Origin of the sequence: Phytobacter massiliensis JC163, from assembly GCF_000321045.1 — a bacterium.
GTDB lineage: Bacteria > Pseudomonadota > Gammaproteobacteria > Enterobacterales > Enterobacteriaceae > Phytobacter_A > Phytobacter_A massiliensis.
In genome coordinates, this window is sequence record NZ_HE578945.1 from 1,812,384 (window position 1) to 1,831,000 (window position 18,617).

15 protein-coding genes and 1 pseudogene are annotated in these 18,617 nt (G+C 60.3%); 6 read left to right on the forward strand and 10 right to left on the reverse strand.

What is annotated here, in order from left to right; translation table 11 throughout:
* Window positions 1-865: 30S ribosomal protein S6--L-glutamate ligase (gene rimK / locus ENTHG_RS08890; protein ID WP_044178090.1), on the reverse strand; the 865-nt coding region annotated here is incomplete at its 3' end.
* 187 nt (window positions 866-1,052) lie between these two features.
* Here rimK and ENTHG_RS08895 point away from each other — a divergent pair.
* On the forward strand, window positions 1,053-1,316 hold the full coding sequence (locus ENTHG_RS08895; protein WP_044178093.1) for a GrxA family glutaredoxin: 264 nt from the start codon (window positions 1,053-1,055) through the stop codon (window positions 1,314-1,316).
* Between the two features lie 5 nt (window positions 1,317-1,321).
* Here the strand turns inward: ENTHG_RS08895 and ENTHG_RS08900 are convergent, their stop codons facing one another.
* Complete coding sequence (locus ENTHG_RS08900; protein WP_044178096.1) at window positions 1,322-1,690, reverse strand: inner membrane protein YbjM; 369 nt, start codon at window positions 1,688-1,690, stop codon at window positions 1,322-1,324.
* Between the two features lie 277 nt (window positions 1,691-1,967).
* Between ENTHG_RS08900 and ENTHG_RS08905 the strand changes: the two genes are divergently transcribed.
* Complete coding sequence (locus ENTHG_RS08905; protein WP_044178098.1) at window positions 1,968-3,653, forward strand: aspartate:alanine antiporter; 1,686 nt, start codon at window positions 1,968-1,970, stop codon at window positions 3,651-3,653.
* 156 nt (window positions 3,654-3,809) lie between these two features.
* Here the strand turns inward: ENTHG_RS08905 and ENTHG_RS08915 are convergent, their stop codons facing one another.
* Entirely contained in the window at window positions 3,810-4,352 is a 543-nt protein-coding gene (locus ENTHG_RS08915; RefSeq protein ID WP_044178104.1) for a TetR/AcrR family transcriptional regulator, read from the reverse strand.
* A gap of 80 nt (window positions 4,353-4,432) precedes the next feature.
* Here ENTHG_RS08915 and ENTHG_RS08920 point away from each other — a divergent pair, with 80 nt between their 5' ends.
* Entirely contained in the window at window positions 4,433-5,626 is a 1,194-nt protein-coding gene (locus ENTHG_RS08920; RefSeq protein ID WP_044178107.1) for an MFS transporter, read from the forward strand.
* A gap of 30 nt (window positions 5,627-5,656) precedes the next feature.
* On the opposite strand, the gene ENTHG_RS08925 is transcribed toward ENTHG_RS08920, so the two are convergent.
* Window positions 5,657-6,889, reverse strand: a complete 1,233-nt coding sequence (locus ENTHG_RS08925; RefSeq protein WP_044178111.1) for an MFS transporter — start codon at window positions 6,887-6,889, stop codon at window positions 5,657-5,659.
* A gap of 281 nt (window positions 6,890-7,170) precedes the next feature.
* On the opposite strand from ENTHG_RS08925, the gene ybjG reads away from it, so the two are divergent.
* Both ybjG and deoR read left to right on the forward strand, forming a co-directional pair.
* On the forward strand, window positions 7,171-7,779 hold the full coding sequence (gene ybjG, locus ENTHG_RS08930) for an undecaprenyl-diphosphate phosphatase (protein WP_044178114.1): 609 nt from the start codon (window positions 7,171-7,173) through the stop codon (window positions 7,777-7,779).
* 64 nt (window positions 7,780-7,843) lie between these two features.
* Window positions 7,844-8,601: pseudogene (gene deoR, locus ENTHG_RS08935) on the forward strand (DNA-binding transcriptional repressor DeoR).
* A gap of 30 nt (window positions 8,602-8,631) precedes the next feature.
* Here deoR and dacC read toward each other — a convergent pair.
* On the reverse strand, window positions 8,632-9,834 hold the full coding sequence (gene dacC, locus ENTHG_RS08940) for a serine-type D-Ala-D-Ala carboxypeptidase (RefSeq protein WP_044179187.1): 1,203 nt from the start codon (window positions 9,832-9,834) through the stop codon (window positions 8,632-8,634).
* A gap of 224 nt (window positions 9,835-10,058) precedes the next feature.
* Here dacC and ENTHG_RS08945 point away from each other — a divergent pair, with 224 nt between their 5' ends.
* The gene (locus tag ENTHG_RS08945; RefSeq protein ID WP_044178115.1) at window positions 10,059-10,685 is read left to right on the forward strand and encodes a glutathione S-transferase family protein; all 627 of its coding nucleotides are present in this window, start codon (window positions 10,059-10,061) and stop codon (window positions 10,683-10,685) included.
* A gap of 17 nt (window positions 10,686-10,702) precedes the next feature.
* Here the strand turns inward: ENTHG_RS08945 and ENTHG_RS08950 are convergent, their stop codons facing one another.
* From ENTHG_RS08950 to ENTHG_RS08970, 5 genes are all read right to left on the reverse strand, one after another.
* Window positions 10,703-11,818 carry a PQQ-dependent sugar dehydrogenase gene (locus ENTHG_RS08950; protein WP_044178118.1) on the reverse strand — a complete coding sequence of 372 codons (1,116 nt, stop codon included), beginning with the start codon at window positions 11,816-11,818 and terminating at the stop codon, window positions 10,703-10,705.
* Between the two features lie 108 nt (window positions 11,819-11,926).
* Entirely contained in the window at window positions 11,927-12,310 is a 384-nt protein-coding gene (locus ENTHG_RS08955; RefSeq protein ID WP_044178121.1) for a biofilm formation regulator BssR, read from the reverse strand.
* A gap of 122 nt (window positions 12,311-12,432) precedes the next feature.
* Window positions 12,433-14,232, reverse strand: coding sequence for an allophanate hydrolase (atzF, locus tag ENTHG_RS08960; RefSeq protein WP_044178122.1), 1,800 nt, complete (start codon window positions 14,230-14,232; stop codon window positions 12,433-12,435).
* Window positions 14,232-17,831, reverse strand: coding sequence for an urea carboxylase (gene uca / locus ENTHG_RS08965; RefSeq protein ID WP_044178125.1), 3,600 nt, complete (start codon window positions 17,829-17,831; stop codon window positions 14,232-14,234). Before uca ends, atzF begins: the two co-directional genes overlap by 1 nt.
* A 155-nt stretch (window positions 17,832-17,986) precedes the next feature.
* Window positions 17,987-18,613, reverse strand: coding sequence for an urea amidolyase associated protein UAAP2 (locus tag ENTHG_RS08970; protein WP_044178128.1), 627 nt, complete (start codon window positions 18,611-18,613; stop codon window positions 17,987-17,989).
* Window positions 18,614-18,617 lie beyond the last annotated feature (4 nt).

Consider the following 18,617-nt stretch of genomic DNA (forward strand, 5'->3'; position numbering starts at 1 on the left):
GGCGCTCGATCCACTGGATCATTTTCCCGGCAATGTCCACGCCCGTCGTCTTTTCGATGCCTTCCAGCCCCGGCGAAGCGTTAACTTCCATCACCAGCGGCCCACGCCTGGCGCGCAGAATATCGACCCCCGCCACATCAAGCCCCAGCGTTTGCGCTGCCTTAATCGCGATCTCGCGTTCAAGCGGGGTGATATTGGCCACCGTCGCCACGCCGCCCCGGTGCAGATTAGAGCGAAAATCCCCCTCCTTCGCCTGGCGTTCAATGGCCGCGACAACCTCGTTGCCCACCACCAGGCAACGAATATCGCGCCCTTTCGCCTCTTCTATATACTCCTGCACCAGAATATGGGCGTTAAGACCGCGAAAGGCGTCAATCACGCTCTCGGCCGCCTGCCGGGTTTCGGCCAGCACCACGCCTATACCCTGGGTGCCTTCTACCAGTTTCACCACCAGCGGCGCTCCCCCGACCATGGCAATCAAGTCGCTGGTATCGTCAGGGGAATGGGCGATGCCGGTGACCGGCAGGTCGATGCCCTGGCGCGCCAGCAGCTGCAACGAACGCAGCTTATCGCGGGCGCGGGTGATAGCGACCGACTCGTTGAGAGGATAGCTACCCAGCATCTCAAACTGCCGCAGCGCGGCGGTGCCGTAATAGGTAATGGCCGAGCCAATACGGGGAACTACCGCCTCGAAATGCGGCAGTTGACGACCTTTGTAATGCACCGACGACGCCGCCGGATCGATACTCATATAACAGGATAACGGATCGAGTATTTCGACCAGGTGGCCGCGTTGCGTTGCGGCCTCCCGCAGGCGCTTGCATGAATAGAGCGTTCCGTCCCGGGACAATATGGCGATTTTCACCCTGCACCTCTCTGACCAGACCAGGAAAAGCCTGCGTATCATACACGCAGCAGGGAGGAGGATGAACGGGAATTCGCAACGGCCCGGCTGAAAGGTTGCGAGAATTAACACAACAGGCATAACCAGCCTGTTAAACCCGCAGATCGCCGTTATGATAGGGGTTCACCGTCTGGTTTAAGGAGGAGCGATGGAAACTGTTATTTATGGTCGCGCCGGCTGCCCGCAGTGCGCGCGCGTAAAAGAGCTGGCGGAAAAGATAGCGAAAAAGCGCGATGATTTTCACTGGCGCTATGTGGATATTCACACCGATGGCGTTACCCGCGCGCAGCTGGAGCAGGCGGCAGGCAAGCCAATAGAGACCGTGCCGCAAATTTTTATCGACCAGCAGCATATCGGCAGCTTTGCGGAGTTTGAGAAATATATCCGCAAGCATTTTGGCCGCCTGGCGTAACGGCGCTAGCGCGCGCCGTTGCCGAAAAAATTGCTGATAAACAGGTAGCAGAGCGCGCCCAGCGCACACCAAAACACGGCGCTGAACAGCCAGGCCAGCTCCTGCCAGAAGGAGCGAACCGGTGTGAAAAACAGGCGCATCATGATAAAGCAGAGCGGCGCGGCCAGCATTGCGCCGAACAGCGGAAGCAGCACCTTGCGTCGCCGGGAAAAGATACCGGCGACCGCGCCAGGCAGGGTGAAAAAAAGCAGCCCCAGCTCCGGGTTGCCAGAGGTACGAAATGCGCCCTGCGTATTCGTTACCACTGATAGACACACCACGATGAACAGAATAAAGCAGCAGGCTATTCCCGCTAACCCGTGTTTATGTTTCAAACCAGCCTCCTGAATTTTCTCTATCAAACTGCATATCCGTACAAAAGAACACCTGGTCAGATAAAGCATCATGGCAATCCCTGCCCAAGAGCCCCGTGCGATAGAGATCATTCTTGCTAGCCGCGACTATTCATTACGATTACACTAGCGGCCAGCTAATGGTTTGCCGGGAATATTGATGTGTTACAGCACATTTCTCGTTTAAGATTATGCGCAAACCTTAGCCCAAATAACCATTTCTTTCAACAGCTTACAAGTAAACAAGAAGTTAGCCTCCGTGAATATAAACGTCGCAGATTTGTTAAACGGGAATTACATACTGTTATTATTTGTCGTACTTGCGCTAGGACTCTGCCTGGGTAAATTACGACTGGGTTCAGTACAACTCGGTAATTCCATTGGCGTTTTAGTCGTTTCTTTATTATTGGGTCAGCAGCATTTCAGCATTAACACCGACGCGCTTAATTTAGGCTTTATGCTGTTTATTTTTTGCGTCGGCGTGGAAGCGGGCCCCAACTTTTTTTCTATTTTTTTTCGCGACGGCAAAAATTATCTGATGCTGGCGCTGGTGCTGGTCGGTAGCGCCCTGCTGCTCACCCTCGGGTTAGGTAAGCTATTTGGCTGGGATATCGGCCTGACTGCGGGCATGCTGGCCGGTTCGATGACCTCCACGCCGGTACTGGTTGGCGCGGGCGATACGCTACGCCACTCCGGCATGGAGAGCGGCTCCCTTGCCCGCGCGCTGGACAACCTGAGCCTCGGCTACGCCCTGACCTACCTGATTGGCCTGGTCAGCCTGATTGTCGGCGCCCGCTATATGCCGAAGCTGCAGCATCAGGATCTGCAAACCAGCGCGCAGCAGATCGCCCGCGAGCGCGGCCTCGACGCCGATTCCCATCGTAAGGTTTACCTGCCGGTGATCCGCGCCTATCGCGTCGGGCCGGAGCTGGTAGCATGGGCCGACGGCAAAAACCTGCGCGAGCTGGGCATTTACCGCCAGACCGGCTGCTATATTGAGCGCATCCGCCGTAACGGCATTCTTGCCAACCCCGACGGCGACGCCGTTTTACAGGTTGGGGATGAGATTTCACTGGTTGGCTACCCGGATGCCCATGCCCGCCTTGACCCGAGCTTCCGCAACGGTAAAGAGGTGTTCGATCGCGATCTGCTCGACATGCGCATCGTCACCGAAGAGGTGGTGGTTAAAAACCATAACGTGGTGGGCCGCCGTCTGGCGCAGCTAAAGCTTACCGATCACGGCTGCTTCCTGAACCGGGTTATCCGCAGCCAGATTGAAATGCCCATTGACGACAACATCGTGCTTAACAAAGGGGATGTGCTGCAGATTAGCGGTGAAACGCGACGGGTGAAGACCATCGCCGACCGCATCGGCTTTATCTCCATTCACAGCCAGGTCACTGACCTGCTGGCGTTTTGCGCCTTTTTCATTGTTGGCCTGATGATCGGCATGATCACCTTCCAGTTCAGCTCGTTCAGCTTTGGCGTCGGGAATGCCGCAGGCTTACTATTCGCGGGCATCATGCTCGGCTTTCTGCGCGCCAACCACCCTACCTTCGGCTACATTCCGCAGGGGGCGCTCAATATGGTGAAGGAGTTCGGCCTGATGGTGTTTATGGCCGGGGTGGGTTTAAGCGCCGGTAGCGGCATCGGCCACGGGCTGGGGGCGGTAGGCGGCCAGATGCTGATTGCCGGGCTTCTCGTCAGCCTGGTGCCGGTGGTTATCTGTTTTCTGTTTGGCGCATACGTGCTGAAAATGAACCGCGCGTTGCTGTTTGGCGCACTGATGGGGGCGCGCACCTGCGCACCTGCTATGGAGATCATTAGCGACACCGCGCGCAGTAACATCCCGGCGCTGGGGTATGCGGGGACATATGCTATCGCCAACGTTCTGCTTACCCTCGCGGGCACGCTGATCATCATCATCTGGCCGGGCCTCGGATAACTCCGAAGTTAAGAAAAAGTTTTCAGCGGGGCGAACTTTTCTTGTAAGCGTCAGTCATAACTAGTGCCACTGCTTTTCTTTGATGTCCCCAATTTGTGGAGCCCATCAACCCCGCCACTTAGGTTCAAGGTTGATGGGTTTTTTGTTGCCTGTGATTCATACCCCCGCAATCCTCGTCACCATCAGGTGAATCTCTTCCTGCCGTAGCGGCGTTCTGTCGGTAACAAAATGCAGCGTCATCCCTTCAATAAAGGCATCCAGCGCCCTGGCGGTAACCGGATCGAACCACTGCTCAAGGGTGGCCTGACTGGCGCACATCCAGTTTTGCGTTACGCTTTTCAGGGTCGGCTTTTTGCTCATGTACGCGTAGAGCTGATACATCAGCTCCATATTACGCGGCGTGGTGACCTGGTCGCTGAAAATCAGCGCGGTTACCGCCTCGCAGGCCATGTCGGGACTCTCAACGCCCTCAAAGAAGGACTGATACTGGGCGGACATCTGGCGGGTAAAGCGGGTAAAGGCCTCCTCCAGCAGCGCGTCGATGCCGGAAAAATAGTAGGTCATGGAGCCAAGCGGCACCCCGGCGCAGCTGGCAATTTTACGGTGGGTGACGGCAGAAATACCGTGTTCGGCGATGGTAGCAAGCGTCGCATCCAGAATCCGCTCTCGCCGCTGCGAGTCATTGGGTCGTCGGCTCATAAATCCTCTCAACAGAATGTGTACAAATGTACACTTCCTTGCTAGTGTTGTCTGCAACTTTCCCTGCAGGATGCGACCTTATGCCAGCTACCTCACATCGTCATGCCCTGAAACGCCGACTCTGGGCGCTGTTCACCTTCTTCTTTTTACCCGGTCTGCTGATGGCCTCCTGGGCCTCTCGTACCCCTGCCATCCGCGATATTCTCTCCGTATCGACGGCAGAGATGGGCGTGGTGCTGTTTGGCCTTTCCGTAGGTTCAATGAGCGGCATCCTCTCTTCCGGCTGGCTGGTTAAGCGCTTCGGTACCCGCAAGGTGATCCGCGCCTGCATGTCCTTTTCCGTGGTGGGCATGTCTGTTATGAGCCTCGCCCTGTGGCTGGCTTCGCCCATTCTGTTTGCGCTTGGCCTCGCCGTCTTCGGCGGTAGCCTGGGTGCAGGGGAAGTGGCAATGAATGTCGAAGGGGCGGTAGTCGAGCGTGAGATGAACAAAACCGTGCTGCCGATGATGCACGGCTTTTACAGCCTTGGCACCCTGGCCGGGGCGGGCGTGGGCATGACGCTAACGGCGCTGGGTATGCCTGCGAATGTTCACATCCTGCTGGCGGCGCTGGTGGTTATCCTGCCTATTTTCATCGCCATCACTGCCGTGCCGGAGGGCACCGGGAAAGACTCCGCCGAAGATAAACAGCGAGGCCGTCAGGGGGTGCCCTTCTGGCGTGACGTCCAGCTACTGCTCATTGGGGTGGTGGTACTGGCAATGGCTTTTGCCGAGGGGTCGGCTAACGACTGGCTGCCGCTGCTAATGGTGGACGGGCACGGTTTTAATCCGACGTCAGGTTCGCTTATCTATACCGGTTTTACGCTCGGCATGACCGTCGGGCGCTTTACCGGCGGCTGGTTTATTGACCGCTACAGCCGGGTGGCCGTCGTGCGGGCCAGCGCGCTGATGGGGGCGCTGGGGATCGGGCTGATTATTTTCGTCGATAACGCGTGGATTGCCGGCGCCTCGGTGATTTTCTGGGGGCTGGGGGCATCGCTGGGTTTCCCGCTGACTATCTCTGCCGCCAGCGATACCGGCCCGGATGCGCCCACCCGCGTGAGCGTGGTCGCCACCACGGGCTATCTGGCCTTTCTGGTCGGCCCGCCGCTGCTGGGTTTCCTCGGGGAGCACTACGGCTTACGCAGCGCCATGCTGGTGGTGTTAAGCCTGATGATCATCGCCGCGCTGGTCGCCAGAGCCGTGGCAAAACCAGCCTCGCCAGCGTCGGCGTAACGACGCTTCTGGCCGCCTGTAACAGGCGGCCTACCCTTCCAGCGAGTTACCCACCCGCTTATCGCGCAGGAAAATCACCATCAGCCCCAGCCAGACAACGCCGTTCAACAGATTAAAAAGGCTGAACAGGCCGTTGCCGCCCACCAGCCAGGCATGTTTGCTTACCTCAATGCCCACGGTAAAAATCAGCATCTGCAGCATGCCCATCGCGGCGGAAACCGCCCCTTTACTCACGTCGCTGGCGAATAACGTCAGCCGCACCAGCCCGGCGTTCGCCAGCCCAATGCCAAAAGCGTACAGGCTCAGCCCGGCGGTCATCCACAAATAAGCGTGCGAGGAAGCCACGGTCGCCACTGCCGCCAGCGCCAGACCGGCGGCAATGGGCCAGCCGCCAAGAATAATCAGGGCGCGCACGGTACGCCGGGAGGTAAGACGCGCCAGCACCAGATTGCCCACAATCAGCGCGCCGAATATCGGCACCTGCAGCAGCCCGTACTCATAGCTGCTGAGCTGCTCGCCGCTGATGATAATAATGGGAGACTGCGCAATCCACGCCAGCAGCGGCAGGCTGACGAAGCCGGTCGCCAGCGCACCCGCCACAAAACGGACGTTTTTCAGCACCAGCGCATAGTCCTGCCACAGCGCCTTCATAGAGAGGGGCTCGCCCAGCCGGGTGGCGGTTTCCGGCATCGCCCGTTGCAGACCGACAAAGGCCACCGCCGCCAGCAGCGCAAACAGCACAAACATTCCCTGCCACGGGGCGACATGCACCCAGGCAGCGCCTACCAGCGGCCCGAGCAGCGGCGCAATCAGCGCGACGTTGGCCATCAGGGCGGTAATTTTGATGCACACCGCCTCTTCGTAGGACTCCTGAATTGCCGCGTAGCCCACCGCGCCAATAAAGCACAGGCTGATGCCCTGCAGAAAGCGCAGGACGGTGAACTGCTCAATGGTCTGCGCCAGCAGCGTCGCCAGGCAGGTGACGATAAACCACACCACGCCCGCCAGCATCACCGGGCGGCGGCCGCGTCTGTCCGACAGCGGCCCCAGCAGCCACTGCAAAAACATGCCGCCTGCCAGATAGGCGGTCATTGACGTTGGCACCCACTCGATACCGGCCTGGTACTGATCGACCACCGCCAGCATACCAGGCTGGATCATATCGTTGCCGATATAGGTCGAAAATTCGTACAGCACCAGACAAAGGGGAAACAGCAGCGCCTGGCGGCCCAGACGGCGGCCAGAAAGGGAATGATTTTGCATGCAAGCTCTTAAAACGGGAAAAATCGCGCCGAGTGTAATCAAAGCCCTGACATAGCGATAGCGATTTATGTAGCCTGCCGGGCAGAAAGCATTTTTCCACCCACGCCGCCTCTTAAGGTTGTCTTAATTATTGCGGCATAATCTGTCATCCGACTGAAATATTTGTCTTAAGAATCGTCTAACTCTCCGTCAAATAAGATAAAACGACTTTACCGCGTTCCGCCCCGCTTTTAAGGTGAGCGCTTTACTCTTTCCCGGATGCGCCAGGAGCCTGACAACGTATGCTTGAGAGTTTGAATTACACGCTATTCACCTGGATTAACGCCACCCCCGCCTCCCCGGCCTGGCTTATCGCCTTCGCGCGGTTTATCGCCAAAGATTTGATCACCCTCGCTCCGCTGCTGGCGGCCGCGCTTTGGCTGTGGGGCCCCCGCGACCAGCTTAGCGCCCAGCGCCAGCTGGTGGTGAAACTGGCGCTGGCGATGGTAATCAGCCTGAGCGTCTCCTGGCTTATCGGCCACGCTTTCCCTCACGACAGGCCGTTTGTCGACCATATTGGCTATAACTTCCTGCACCACGCGCCGGACGACTCCTTCCCCAGCGATCACGGCACCGCCATCTTTACCTTTGCGGTGGCGTTTATTGCCTGGCACCGGGCGTGGTCCGGCGCGCTGATGATGGCCGTCGCGCTGGCCATCGCGTGGTCCCGCGTCTATCTGGGCGTGCACTGGCCGCTGGATATGCTCGGCGGTCTGTTTGTCGCCCTTTGCGGCTGCCTGAGCGCGCAGATGCTCTGGCACGTTTTCGGCGCCCCGCTTCACCGTCTGTTACAGCAGCTGTATCGCCTCTGTTTCGCCATTCCCATTCGGATGGGCTGGGTGCGTGACTAAGCCTGGCGGCGACGGTAAGATAAATGCCCTGCTTGATGCGGGGCATTTTTTATTCAGGGGAATTATGGAAACGAGACGTGACGAGCGGATAGGTCAACTTCTGTCGGCGCTAAAGCGCAGCGATAAACTGCATCTGAAAGAGGCGGCGGCGCTGCTGGGCGTCTCTGAGATGACCATTCGCCGCGACCTTAGCGCCAACAGCGCCCCGGTCGTGCTGTTGGGAGGCTATATTGTGCTGGAGCCCCGCACCGCCAGCCACTATCTGCTTAGCGATCAAAAAACCGCCTGGTGGATGAAAAACGTCGGGCGGGTGAACTGGCGGCCACCCTGGTGAAGCCACACCAGATGGTCTTTTTTGACTGCGGCACCACAACCCCGTGGATTATTGAAGCGCTCGACAATGAGCTGCCGTTCACCGGCATTTGCTACTCTTTGAATACGTTTCTGGCGCTGCAGGAAAAACCGCTCTGCCGGGCTATTCTCAGCGGCGGCGAATTTCATGCCAGCAACGCTATTTTCCAGCCGCTGAACTTTAAAGAGACCCTCAGCTATCTGCGCCCGGATATCGCCTTCTATTCGGCAGCGGGCGTGCACGCGGAAAAAGGCGTCACCTGCTTCAACCTGGAGGAGTTGCCCCTTAAGCACTGGGCAATGTCCAGCGCGCAGCGGCATGTTTTAGTGGTCGACCACAGCAAGTTCGGTAAAGTACGCCCTGCCTGCATGGGGGATCTGAACTGCTTTGATGTGATTGTCAGCGATCGCTGCCCTGATGAGACGCTGGCGAACGTCGCCGCCAGCGAGAACATGACTCTGATGTACTGACCGTGCCCGCTGGGGCACGGCCTGACAGCATCAGGAGAACCAGCCGCCGAACCACTGGTGGAATTTCATCATCACAAAATCCCACATCCGGCCAAAGAAGCCCGCCTCGCCAACATCTTCCATCACCACGAGCGGACGCTTTTCAATGGTCTTGCCGTTAAGCTGAAAATCGATCGCGCCGACAACCTGGCCTTTTTTCAGCGGCGCGGTCAGCTGCGGTTCATTAAGGGTGTACGAGGCCTTGAGGTTTTTTAACTGGCCTTTCGGAATGGTGACTGAACCCGCCTCGCCCGCGCCGAGTTTCGCTTCGCTCTGGTCGCCAAACCAGACGCGCTGGTTAACAAAGGTGGCGTCGGGTTTGATTGGCGTGACCGTTTCGAAGAAGCGGAAGCCCCAGGTCAGCAATTTTTCCGACTCGTTAAAGCGGATACGATCGGTTTTCGCGCCGAGCACCACCGAGATCAGGCGCATATCCCCCTGGGTCGCCGAGGCCACCAGGTTATAGCCTGCCCCCTCCGTGGTGCCGGTTTTCATACCGTCAACGTTCATGCTGGTGCTCCACAGCAGCCGGTTGCGGTTGGGCTGGCGAATCTTATTAAAGGTGAACTCTTTCTCTTTATGGATGGCGTACTCATCCGGCACATCGTGGATGAGCGCCTTGCCCAGCAACGCCATATCGCGGGCGGTACTGAACTGCCCCGGCGCGTCCAGCCCGTGTACTGTTTTAAAGGTGGTGTTGGTCAACCCCAGCTTCTGCGCGTAGCCGTTCATCAGGCTGACGAAGGAGTCCTGGCTGCCCGCCACATAATCGGCGATAGCGATGCTGGCATCATTGCCGGATTGAATGATGACGCCCTTGTTCAGGTCGGCCACGGAAACCTGGTCGCCCGGTTTCAGGAACATCAGCGACGAGCCGCGCAGCACCGGGTTGCCGGTCGCCCAGGCGTCTTTGCCCACCGTTACCGTATCGGTAAGGTGAATTTTCCCCGCTTTCAGCGCCTGGCCTACCACATAGCTGGTCATCAGCTTGGTGAGGCTGGCAGGATCAAGCTTCTCATCAGCATTCCCCTCCGTCAGCACTTTTCCGCTGGCGTAATCCATCAGGATCCACGCGCGGGCCTCAATGGCCGGGGCCGCCGGAGTCTGTTCGACCGCATACAGGGAAGGTGAAAAGAGAACGATCAGAGCGGCTCCTGCCGCCAGGCCGCGTGGAGAGAGAGAAAAATGCATCATATAAGCCACCCAGGTATCCATTCTGAAATCAACGTCGTACCGTGCCGTACTCAGCGGAGAGTAATAGCGCATAACCGACGCGAAGAAAAGCGCAGAAAAGTAAAGTTTATGCAATAACATATTGTTGCGCTTTGACCGCGGATATTTTTGTAAATCGTTGCCAGAACGTTAACTTTGTCCCACCATGAAAAATATCTGACAGGCTGCAAAAGCAAGGGGGTTATATGATCACGTTATGGGGCAGGAACAACTCGTCCAACGTCAAAAAAGTACGCTGGACGCTGGAAGAGCTGGAATTACCGTATGAACATATCCTGGCCGGTGGGGCATATGGGCTTAATCGCGAAGCGGAATATCTGGCGATGAACCCTAATGGCCTGGTACCGCTGTTGCAGGATGACGAAACCGACCTGGTGCTGTGGGAATCCAACGCCATTGTTCGCTATCTGGTGGCGCAGTATGGACAGGGGCGGCTGTGGAATGATTCCCCCGCCCGGCGCGCGCAGGGGGAGAAGTGGATGGACTGGGCGCTGGGCACCCTGGCGCCAAAACATGGCATTCTGCTGGTTGGCCTGGTGCGCACCCCGGCCGATAAACGCGACACCGCCGCTATCGAAGCGGGCATTAACGCCTGCGAGGATCTCTTCGCCCTGCTCGACGATGCGCTGGCTAAACAGCCCTGGCTGTCCGGGGAGGAGTTTGGCCCCGGCGACATCGCCGTCGCGCCCTTTGTTTATAACCTTTACAACATCGGTCTGAGCTGGACGCCGCGTCCGCATCTGGAGAGCTGGTATCAGCGCCTGACGCAGCGCCCCGCCTTTATTGAAACGGTGATGATCCCGGTGACCTGACGGCCCTGCCCGGCGTGTTACTGCGCCGGGCTGACTTTCAGCAGTTCACCCTCTGATTCATCGGTCAGCACATACAGGTAGCCATCCGGCCCAACCCGCACATCGCGGATACGCTGCTTGCGATCCTGTAAAATGCGCCCCTCTTCGCTGACGGTGTTGCCGTTGACGCTCATCACAATCACATCTTCATCTTTCAGCGCGCCGATAAAGAGCCTGTTTTTCCATGCCGGGAAGACGTCCGCGTTGTAGAACGCCATGCCGCTCACCGCAGGCGACTTTTTCCAGTAGAAGATGGGCTGCTCGGTTCCTGCCACTTTCTCCCCTTTTGCCTCGGGGATCGGCAACCCGCTGTAGTTAATACCCCAGGTGGCCAGCGGCCAGCCGTAGTTTTTCCCTTTTTCCGGGATATTAATTTCATCGCCGCCGCGCGGACCATGCTCATTCAGCCACAGGGCGTCGCTCCAGGGGTTCATCGCCATACCCTGCGGGTTACGAATACCGTAAGACCAGATTTCCGGGCGGGCATCCTGCCGACCGACAAAGGGGTTATCCTCAGGAATTTTGCCCTGCTCGGTCAGGCGAACCAGCTTGCCCTGTAGCTTATCGAGCTGCTGCGCGGTGGGCCGCTGGTTATTTTCACCCAGGGCGATATAGAGATAGCCCTTGCCGTCAAACACCATCCGGCCGCCGAAGTGGTTGCCGGTGGAGAGCTTCGGCTGCTGGCGGAACACCACCTGAAAAGCCTCAAGCCGGGAAAGATCGTCGCTGAGACGGCCATACCCTACCGCCGTGCCCGCTTTGCCATCCTGCCCGACCTCCGCATAGCTCAGCCAGACCCGGCGTGACTGTGCGAAATCCGGGGCCAGCACCACGTCCAGCAACCCGCCCTGCCCGTTGGCCCACACTCTCGGTACGCCGGTAATGGGATCGGAGAGGCCCTTGCCCGCCTGCCAGTGACGGAGCTGACCACCGCGCAGCGTGATCAGCATACCGTGGTTATCCGGCAAAAAAGCCAGCGACCAGGGGTGATCGAGTTTCGTTTGCAATACTTCCACCTTTACCGGCGTGGGGGCGGCAACCGCAGCGGCGGCAAAGAACAACGCAGGGATAGCTATTCCGGCAGTACGGCGCATAACGGGCTCCTTTATTTGGTTCTGCATAAAGGGTAGCCAGAAGCGCCTGGCGGGACGGGAATTTTACAAAAGCTTTAACAGGAAAGGGGGAGTCGCCTCCCCCCTGGTTTACGCTTCGGCGAGCGGCGCATGCGCTTTGAGAAAACGTGCGCTGGTGGCGAGCGCCTGGCGGGCGCGCTCAAGTTGATGGAGATTTACCGCAATATAAGACGGGCAGTCATGCCGCCCGCTCAGCAGGCAGACCGCCGCGTAAGAGAGCGCTTCCCCGGCGCGAGCCCATGCCGCGCGCGCTTCAGGGTTCGCAAGGGCGTTCAGCGCGTCGTCATGCTGGCGGATCTCTTTCGCCAGTTCGAAGAACGCATCCCGCAGGCGGTCGTTCTCGCTTATCGCCATATATCCTTTCGCTTTGCGCAGCCGGGTATAAACGGTAAGCGCATCGCTGGCATCCAGCAGCTTCTCCAGCAGGTCGTCAACACGTTCATCAACGGTCATATGTTGTTCCTCCTTCGTCAGCCAATGGGTAAAGTTATAATATGGCTGTTTTTTGTACAAAAGAATGAGCAAGGTCAATAATTAACCGTAGACGATTATTCTTTACAATGTTAACAGCCCCTTCACAGCGTTTCGCGTGCGAGCCAGGCACGCCAGCCGCCGTACTGGGTTATCTCCTGCGAACCTGCCAGCCCGTAACCCTCGCAGATAAAACCTGTCAGCCAGCGCCCGTCGGCCAGCTCAATTTTGCCCAGCCCCAGCGGCGCGGGAATGCCGGTTAGAAAAGAGCCCAGCTCGCTGGAGGGAAGATCCCACACCTCTACGGCGATGGCTGCGCCAGCCGCTTCGTCACGGATCATGCCGGGACGTTTACCGTCTGAGAGCGCATACAGGCGATAACGCGGCGCGCTGTGCGTCGCCTCCAGCAGCCTGCCGAGACGCTGACGCAGTTGCCCGTTGAGCGCCAGTCCGTCCAGATGCGCGCCGCACACCACAATCTGCGCCCGGTCTGAGGTTGCCGCCTGAGCAGGCTTCACATCCGATAAGCTGCCGCCGCCGGGAAGCGTGAGCGGCTGCGCCCGCTGGAAGGCGTCGGCGACGCTTAGCAGATACTGGTCGGTAAAGGCGCGGCCAAACAGGGTGACGCCAGAAGGCAGGCCGTTCGCCATAAAACCTACCGGCACCGCCACCGCGGCATAATCAAGCAGGTTCATAAAGTTGGTGTAGTAGCCTAAATCCGCATTGCGTTTCACCGGCTCCAGCGCCAGCTCCGCCAGCGTCACCGGACGCGGATAAGTGGGCGTCAGCACGCAGTCCAGCCCCTCCAGCAGCGCGTCGCAGCGGGCTTTGTAGTGCTGGAGCTGATAGAGTCCGTCAAATGTGCTGACCGCATCGGTACCCGGCGCTTTTTGCAGCACGTCGCGGATAACCGGCAGCACCGCATCCGGCTGCTGTTCGATTAACGCCCCCGCGACGTGATAGCGTTCGGCCACCCACGGCCCCTCATACAGCAGTTTCGCCGCCGCCAGAAAGGGGGTGAAATCAAGCGGCACCGGCACGCCGCCAAGCGCCATCAGCCGTGATTTAGCCTGTGCAAACAGCGCTTCGCTCTCTTTACAGCCCAGAAACTCCAGCGGCTCCGGCACGCCAAAGCGAAAGCCTGCCTGGGGTGCGCCGTAAGCCTGCGCGCCGTTCCATGAAGGGTTGCGACGGCTGTAGTCATCCGCCGGATCGCTTACGGCGGTAAGGGCCAGCAGGCGGCTCGCCTCCGCGGCGGTAGCGGTGAAGTAGGTCACGCAGTCGAGCGTGCGACAGGCGGGCACCACCCCGGCGGTGGAGATAAGCCCTTTGGTCGCCTTCAGCCCCACCAGGTTATTCAGCGACGCCGGAACGCGCCCGCTGCCTGCGGTATCGGTCCCCAGCGCGAAGCTTGCGACTCCCAGCGCTACCGCCAGCGACGAGCCGGCGCTGGAGCCGCCCGACGGGTAGTCCGCGTGGACGCTGTTGCGGCAGGCGCCGTAAGGCGAGCGCGTGCCGTTCAGGCCGGTGGCGAACTGGTCGAGGTTGGTTTTACCCAGCGGGATTGCCCCCAGCGCAATCAGCTGCCGTACGATGGTGGCGTCCTGGTCTGCCACTCGGGCAAAGGCCGGACAGGCCGCAGTGGTCGACACTCCGGCAAGGTCGATATTGTCTTTGATGGCGAACGGAATGCCGTAAAGCGGCAGTTCATCCGGCCGCTTTGTCTCCAGCGCCGCCAGGTAGGGCTCCAGCTCGGTCTCGCTGAGGATAGAGATAAACAGGTTATATTCCGGGTTGAGGGCAATGGCCCGTTCACGCAGCCGGGCTACCAGCGCGCGCGGCGTAAGGGTGCCGCTACGGTACTGCGCGGCCAGCGTATCGAGTCGTAAATCAACGGTTTGCATCAGGCTTTCTCCATTACTACTACACACTGTCCGGCGCGTACCGACGATCCCGGCTGCACCCGAACCTGAGCGATCACGCCGTCGTGGGGCGCGGTCAGGGGGATTTCCATCTTCATTGACTCCAGCACCACCAGCGTGTCCCCGGCTTTCACGGTTGCGCCTTCGGCGACGCTCACCTGCCACAGGTTGCCGGAAACCGGGCTGTCGATACCGCTCTCGCCTGCCCTGAGCGGCGCGTCATCGCCGTTATCGACGGGCACATCGCTGCTGTCAAAATGGGCCTGGCCGCTGGCTATCCAGCGCTCGCGCTCGGCGGCGAAAGCCTGCTGCTGACGGGCGCGGCTGGCGGCGATGCTCTCGGCTTCTTCGGCAAGGAACTGTTGATACTGCGCCAGTTCAAGGGTGGTCGGTTCAATGCGCAGCGGGTAACGCCCCAGCGGGAAATCGCGGCGGATGGTCAGCAGCTCATCGGCCGAGACCGGGTAGAAGCGGATCTGATCGAAAAAGCGCAGCAGCCAGGGTTTACCGCCAAAGTCAGCCACTTCCCGGTAGCGGTTCCACATTTGCAGCGTGCGGCCAACAAACTGGTAGCCCCCCGGCCCCTCCATACCGTAGACGCAGAGGTAAGCGCCGCCAATGCCCACCGAGTTCTCGGCAGTCCAGGTGCGGGCAGGGTTGTATTTGGTGGTCACCAGGCGATGACGCGGGTCGAGGGGCGTTGCCACCGGCGCGCCAAGGTAGACATCCCCCAGCCCCATGACCAGATAGCTGGCATCGAAGACGGTTTTGTAGACCTCATCGATATTCGCCAGGTCGTTGATACGGCGAATAAACTCCAGGTTGCTCGGGCACCAGGGCGCGTCGCGGCGCACGGTGGTCATATATTTTTCAATCGCCTTCTGGCAGGCAGGATCATCCCAGGAGAGCGGCAGCCAGACGACCCGCGACGGCACGGTCAGGTTCTCCTCTTCGCACACCGTCGTCCAGCTGGCGCTTATCGTCGCCAGCAGCGATTCCAGCGGCAGGCGCTCCGGCTGATAATGCACCTGCAGCGAGCGAATGCCGGGGGTCAGGTCGATAACGCCAGGCAGGGCCAGCGCCTCAAGCGCCTGCATCAGCGCGTGGGCGCGAAAACGCAGCACCAGGTTCAGCTCCGGCTCGCCCATTTCCAGCAGCAGATGGGTGTCGCCGGAAAGCCGCGCCACCAGTCGCCGCTCCCCCTCGCCCACCGTCAGCGCCACGGGAGACGCCAGCGCCACGGGCTGCCAGTCGCACGTCACTGCCTCAAGGGTTTGCGCCTCCTGCGCGCGGGCCTGCGCCAGCCGCCGGGCCGTGGGCACATCCACGGGCGTAAAGCGCACCCGATCGCCCGCTTTCAGCTGCCCAAGCTGCCAGAGATCCGCTTCTATCACCGTTACCGGGCAGACGAAGCCGCCCAGGCTTGGCCCGTCAGGGCCGAGAATAACCGGCATATCGCCGGTGAAATCCACCGCGCCGATGGCATAGGGGTTGTCGTGAATATTGGACGGATGCAGCCCCGCTTCGCCGCCGCTGTCGCGCACCCACTCCGGCTTCGGCCCAATCAGACGAATACCGGTACGGCTGGAGTTAAAATGCACCTCCCAGGCGGTGGCGAAAAAGGTGGTGATATAACTTTCGCTAAAATACTCCGGCGCGCCGTGCGGGCCGTAGATGACCCGCAGCTCACGCACCGCTGGCAGGCGGGTTTGCAGCGCGGCGGGCAGTTGCGCCCCGCACGCTGTGTCGACCAGCGCGGGAAGATGGAGCACGTCACCGGTGCGCAGCGCCCGCCCGGCGTGGCCGCCAAACTGCCCGAGGGTAAAGGTGCTTTTGCAGCCCAGGTAATCCGGCACGCTGATACCGCCGCGCAGGCAGAGATAGCTGCGCACGCCCGCCTCCCCCACGTCGCCCAGCTGCAGGGTCATCCCGGCGCGAATGGCAAAGACGCGGTTCATCGCCTGCGGTTCCCCCGCCAGGGTGACGCTGATTTCAGCCCCGGTCACCACCGCAACGCTATCGGTATTAAATTTCAGCGTCGGACCGCTCAGGGTTATCTCCAGCGCGGCGTCCGTGGTGTCGTTGCCCAGCAGCGCGTTACCGAGGTGCAGCGCGCGGTCATCCATCGGCCCGGAGGGCGGCACGCCCACCGCCCAGTAGCCCTGGCGGCCCGGATAGTCCTGCACCGTGGTCTGGGTGCCCGCGCTCAGCACCTCCACGGTCGAGGCCTCATAGCGCAGCCCTTCCAGGCAGCGGGTCCAGGGGTGGCCATCGGCGTACGGCGCAAACGCTAAGATCTGCCGCAGATACTGGCGGTTGGTCTCCACGCCGTACAGACGGGTCGCCGCCAGCGCCTCGTCGAGGCTGGCGATAGCCTGCTCGCGGGTCGGCTGCCAGGTGATGATTTTCGCCAGCATCGGGTCGAAGTACGGTGGCACGTCGCACCCCGCCTCTACCCAACTGTCGATACGCAAGGCGCGGCGGTCATCCGCCGGGAAAGCGACGTCGGTCAGCAGGCCCGGCGAGGGCTGAAACTGGCGGCCCGGATCTTCGGCATAGACGCGCGCCTGCACGGCGTGGCCCCGGGGGGCCAGCTGCGCCGCCAGGCTTGCCAGCGGCGGCAACTCCCCCGCCGCCAGCGCAATCATCCAGCGCACCAGATCCACGCCCCACACCTGCTCGGTGACGCCGTGCTCCACCTGCAGGCGGGTGTTCACTTCAAGGAAATAAAACTGCTGCGCGTCGCTGTCGTAGACAAACTCCACGGTGCCCGCGCTGCGGTAGCTTACCGCCCTGCCAAGCTGCACCGCCGCCTGGCACAGGGAGGCTTCCATTCCTGCCGGCAGGTTTGGCGCGGGCGTCTCTTCCAGCACTTTCTGGTTACGTCGCTGCACCGAGCAGTCGCGCACGCCGAGGGCTATCACCTCCCCCTCGCCGTCGCCAAAAATCTGCACCTCCAGATGGCGGGCGCGCTCAATGTACTTCTCAATAAAGACGCCTGCGTCGCTGAAATTGTTTTTGCCAAGCCGAACCACCGCGTCGAAGGCCTCGGCCAGCTCCCCGGCGCTGTAACAGACGCGCATGCCGATGCCGCCGCCGCCCGCGGTGCTTTTTAGCATCACCGGGAAGCCGACCTGCGCAGCCGCCTGCTGCGCGTCGTCGAGATTCGCCAGCAGCTCCGTGCCCTCCAGCATCGGCACGCCGTGGGCCTTCGCCAGCGCGCGCGCCGTGTGTTTTAAGCCGAAAACCCGCAGCTGCTGCGCGGTTGGCCCGACGAAAGCAATGCCTGCCGCTTCACAGGCCTCAGCAAAGGCGGCGTTTTCGGAAAGAAAGCCGTAGCCGGGATGGATAGCCTGCGCCCCGCACGCTTTTGCCGCGGCGATGATTTTTTCAACGGCGAGATAGGTCTGCGCCGCCGGGCCGTCGCCCAGGCTTATGGCTTCATCCGCCTCGCGGATATGCAGGCTGCTGGCGTCGGCGTCGGCCCAGACGGCAACGCCTGCGACATTCATTGCGCGCAGCGTGCGCAGGATACGGCAGGCAATGGCCCCGCGGTTGGCAATAAGGAGTTTGCTAAACATAGAGTTAACCCAATCGGGGCGGGTCGTCCCGCTGAAAATCGGTTCGCCTTAAGGTCGTCCATAAGGCCGTATGGCTTAGCGCGGCGGCTGTTTTTCTGTGGTCAGACGGTTTGCCCGTACTGCGAACAGACGGTAAATCAGGGCGCGTAAACGGCTCAGTTCCATACCAGCACCTCCGCAGGCGTTGGGTTCCAGCCGTTACAGGGGTTATTCAACTGCGGGCAGTTGGAGATAAGCACGATGACGTTGCATTCTGCGCGCAGCTCCACGTATTTCCCCGGCGCGGAGATGCCGTCCTCAAAGGTCAGCCCGCCCTCCGGGGTCACCGGCACGTTCATAAAGAAGTTGATATTGGCGCCGATATCGCGCTTGCGCAGTCGGCCATCGTGCAGGCAGGCGCACATAAAGTTGTCGCGGCAGCTGTGCATATAGCGTTTATCCAGCGAGTAGCGCACGGTGTTACTCTCCTGGGCGCAGGCGCCGCCGAGGGTGTCGTGGCGGCCGCAGGTATCGTCGACAATCGTCAGCAGCGGGTTGCCGATGTTTGACCACAGCACGCTGCCGGTGGTCAGGTAGGCGTTCCCCTGGCGGCGCAGGGTGCGCTGCGGATCGTAGCGTTCGCGGGGGTTGTCGGCGTTATAAAACAGGGTGTCCACCGCCTGGTTGCCCTCCAGGTCGAGCAGGCGCAGGGTCTGCCCTTTTTTCACCTCAAACAGGTACGGTTCGCCTGCCGGGATCACATGACGAAAAACGGCATCTTCGGGTAGTTTTTGCTGGCTCATTTGC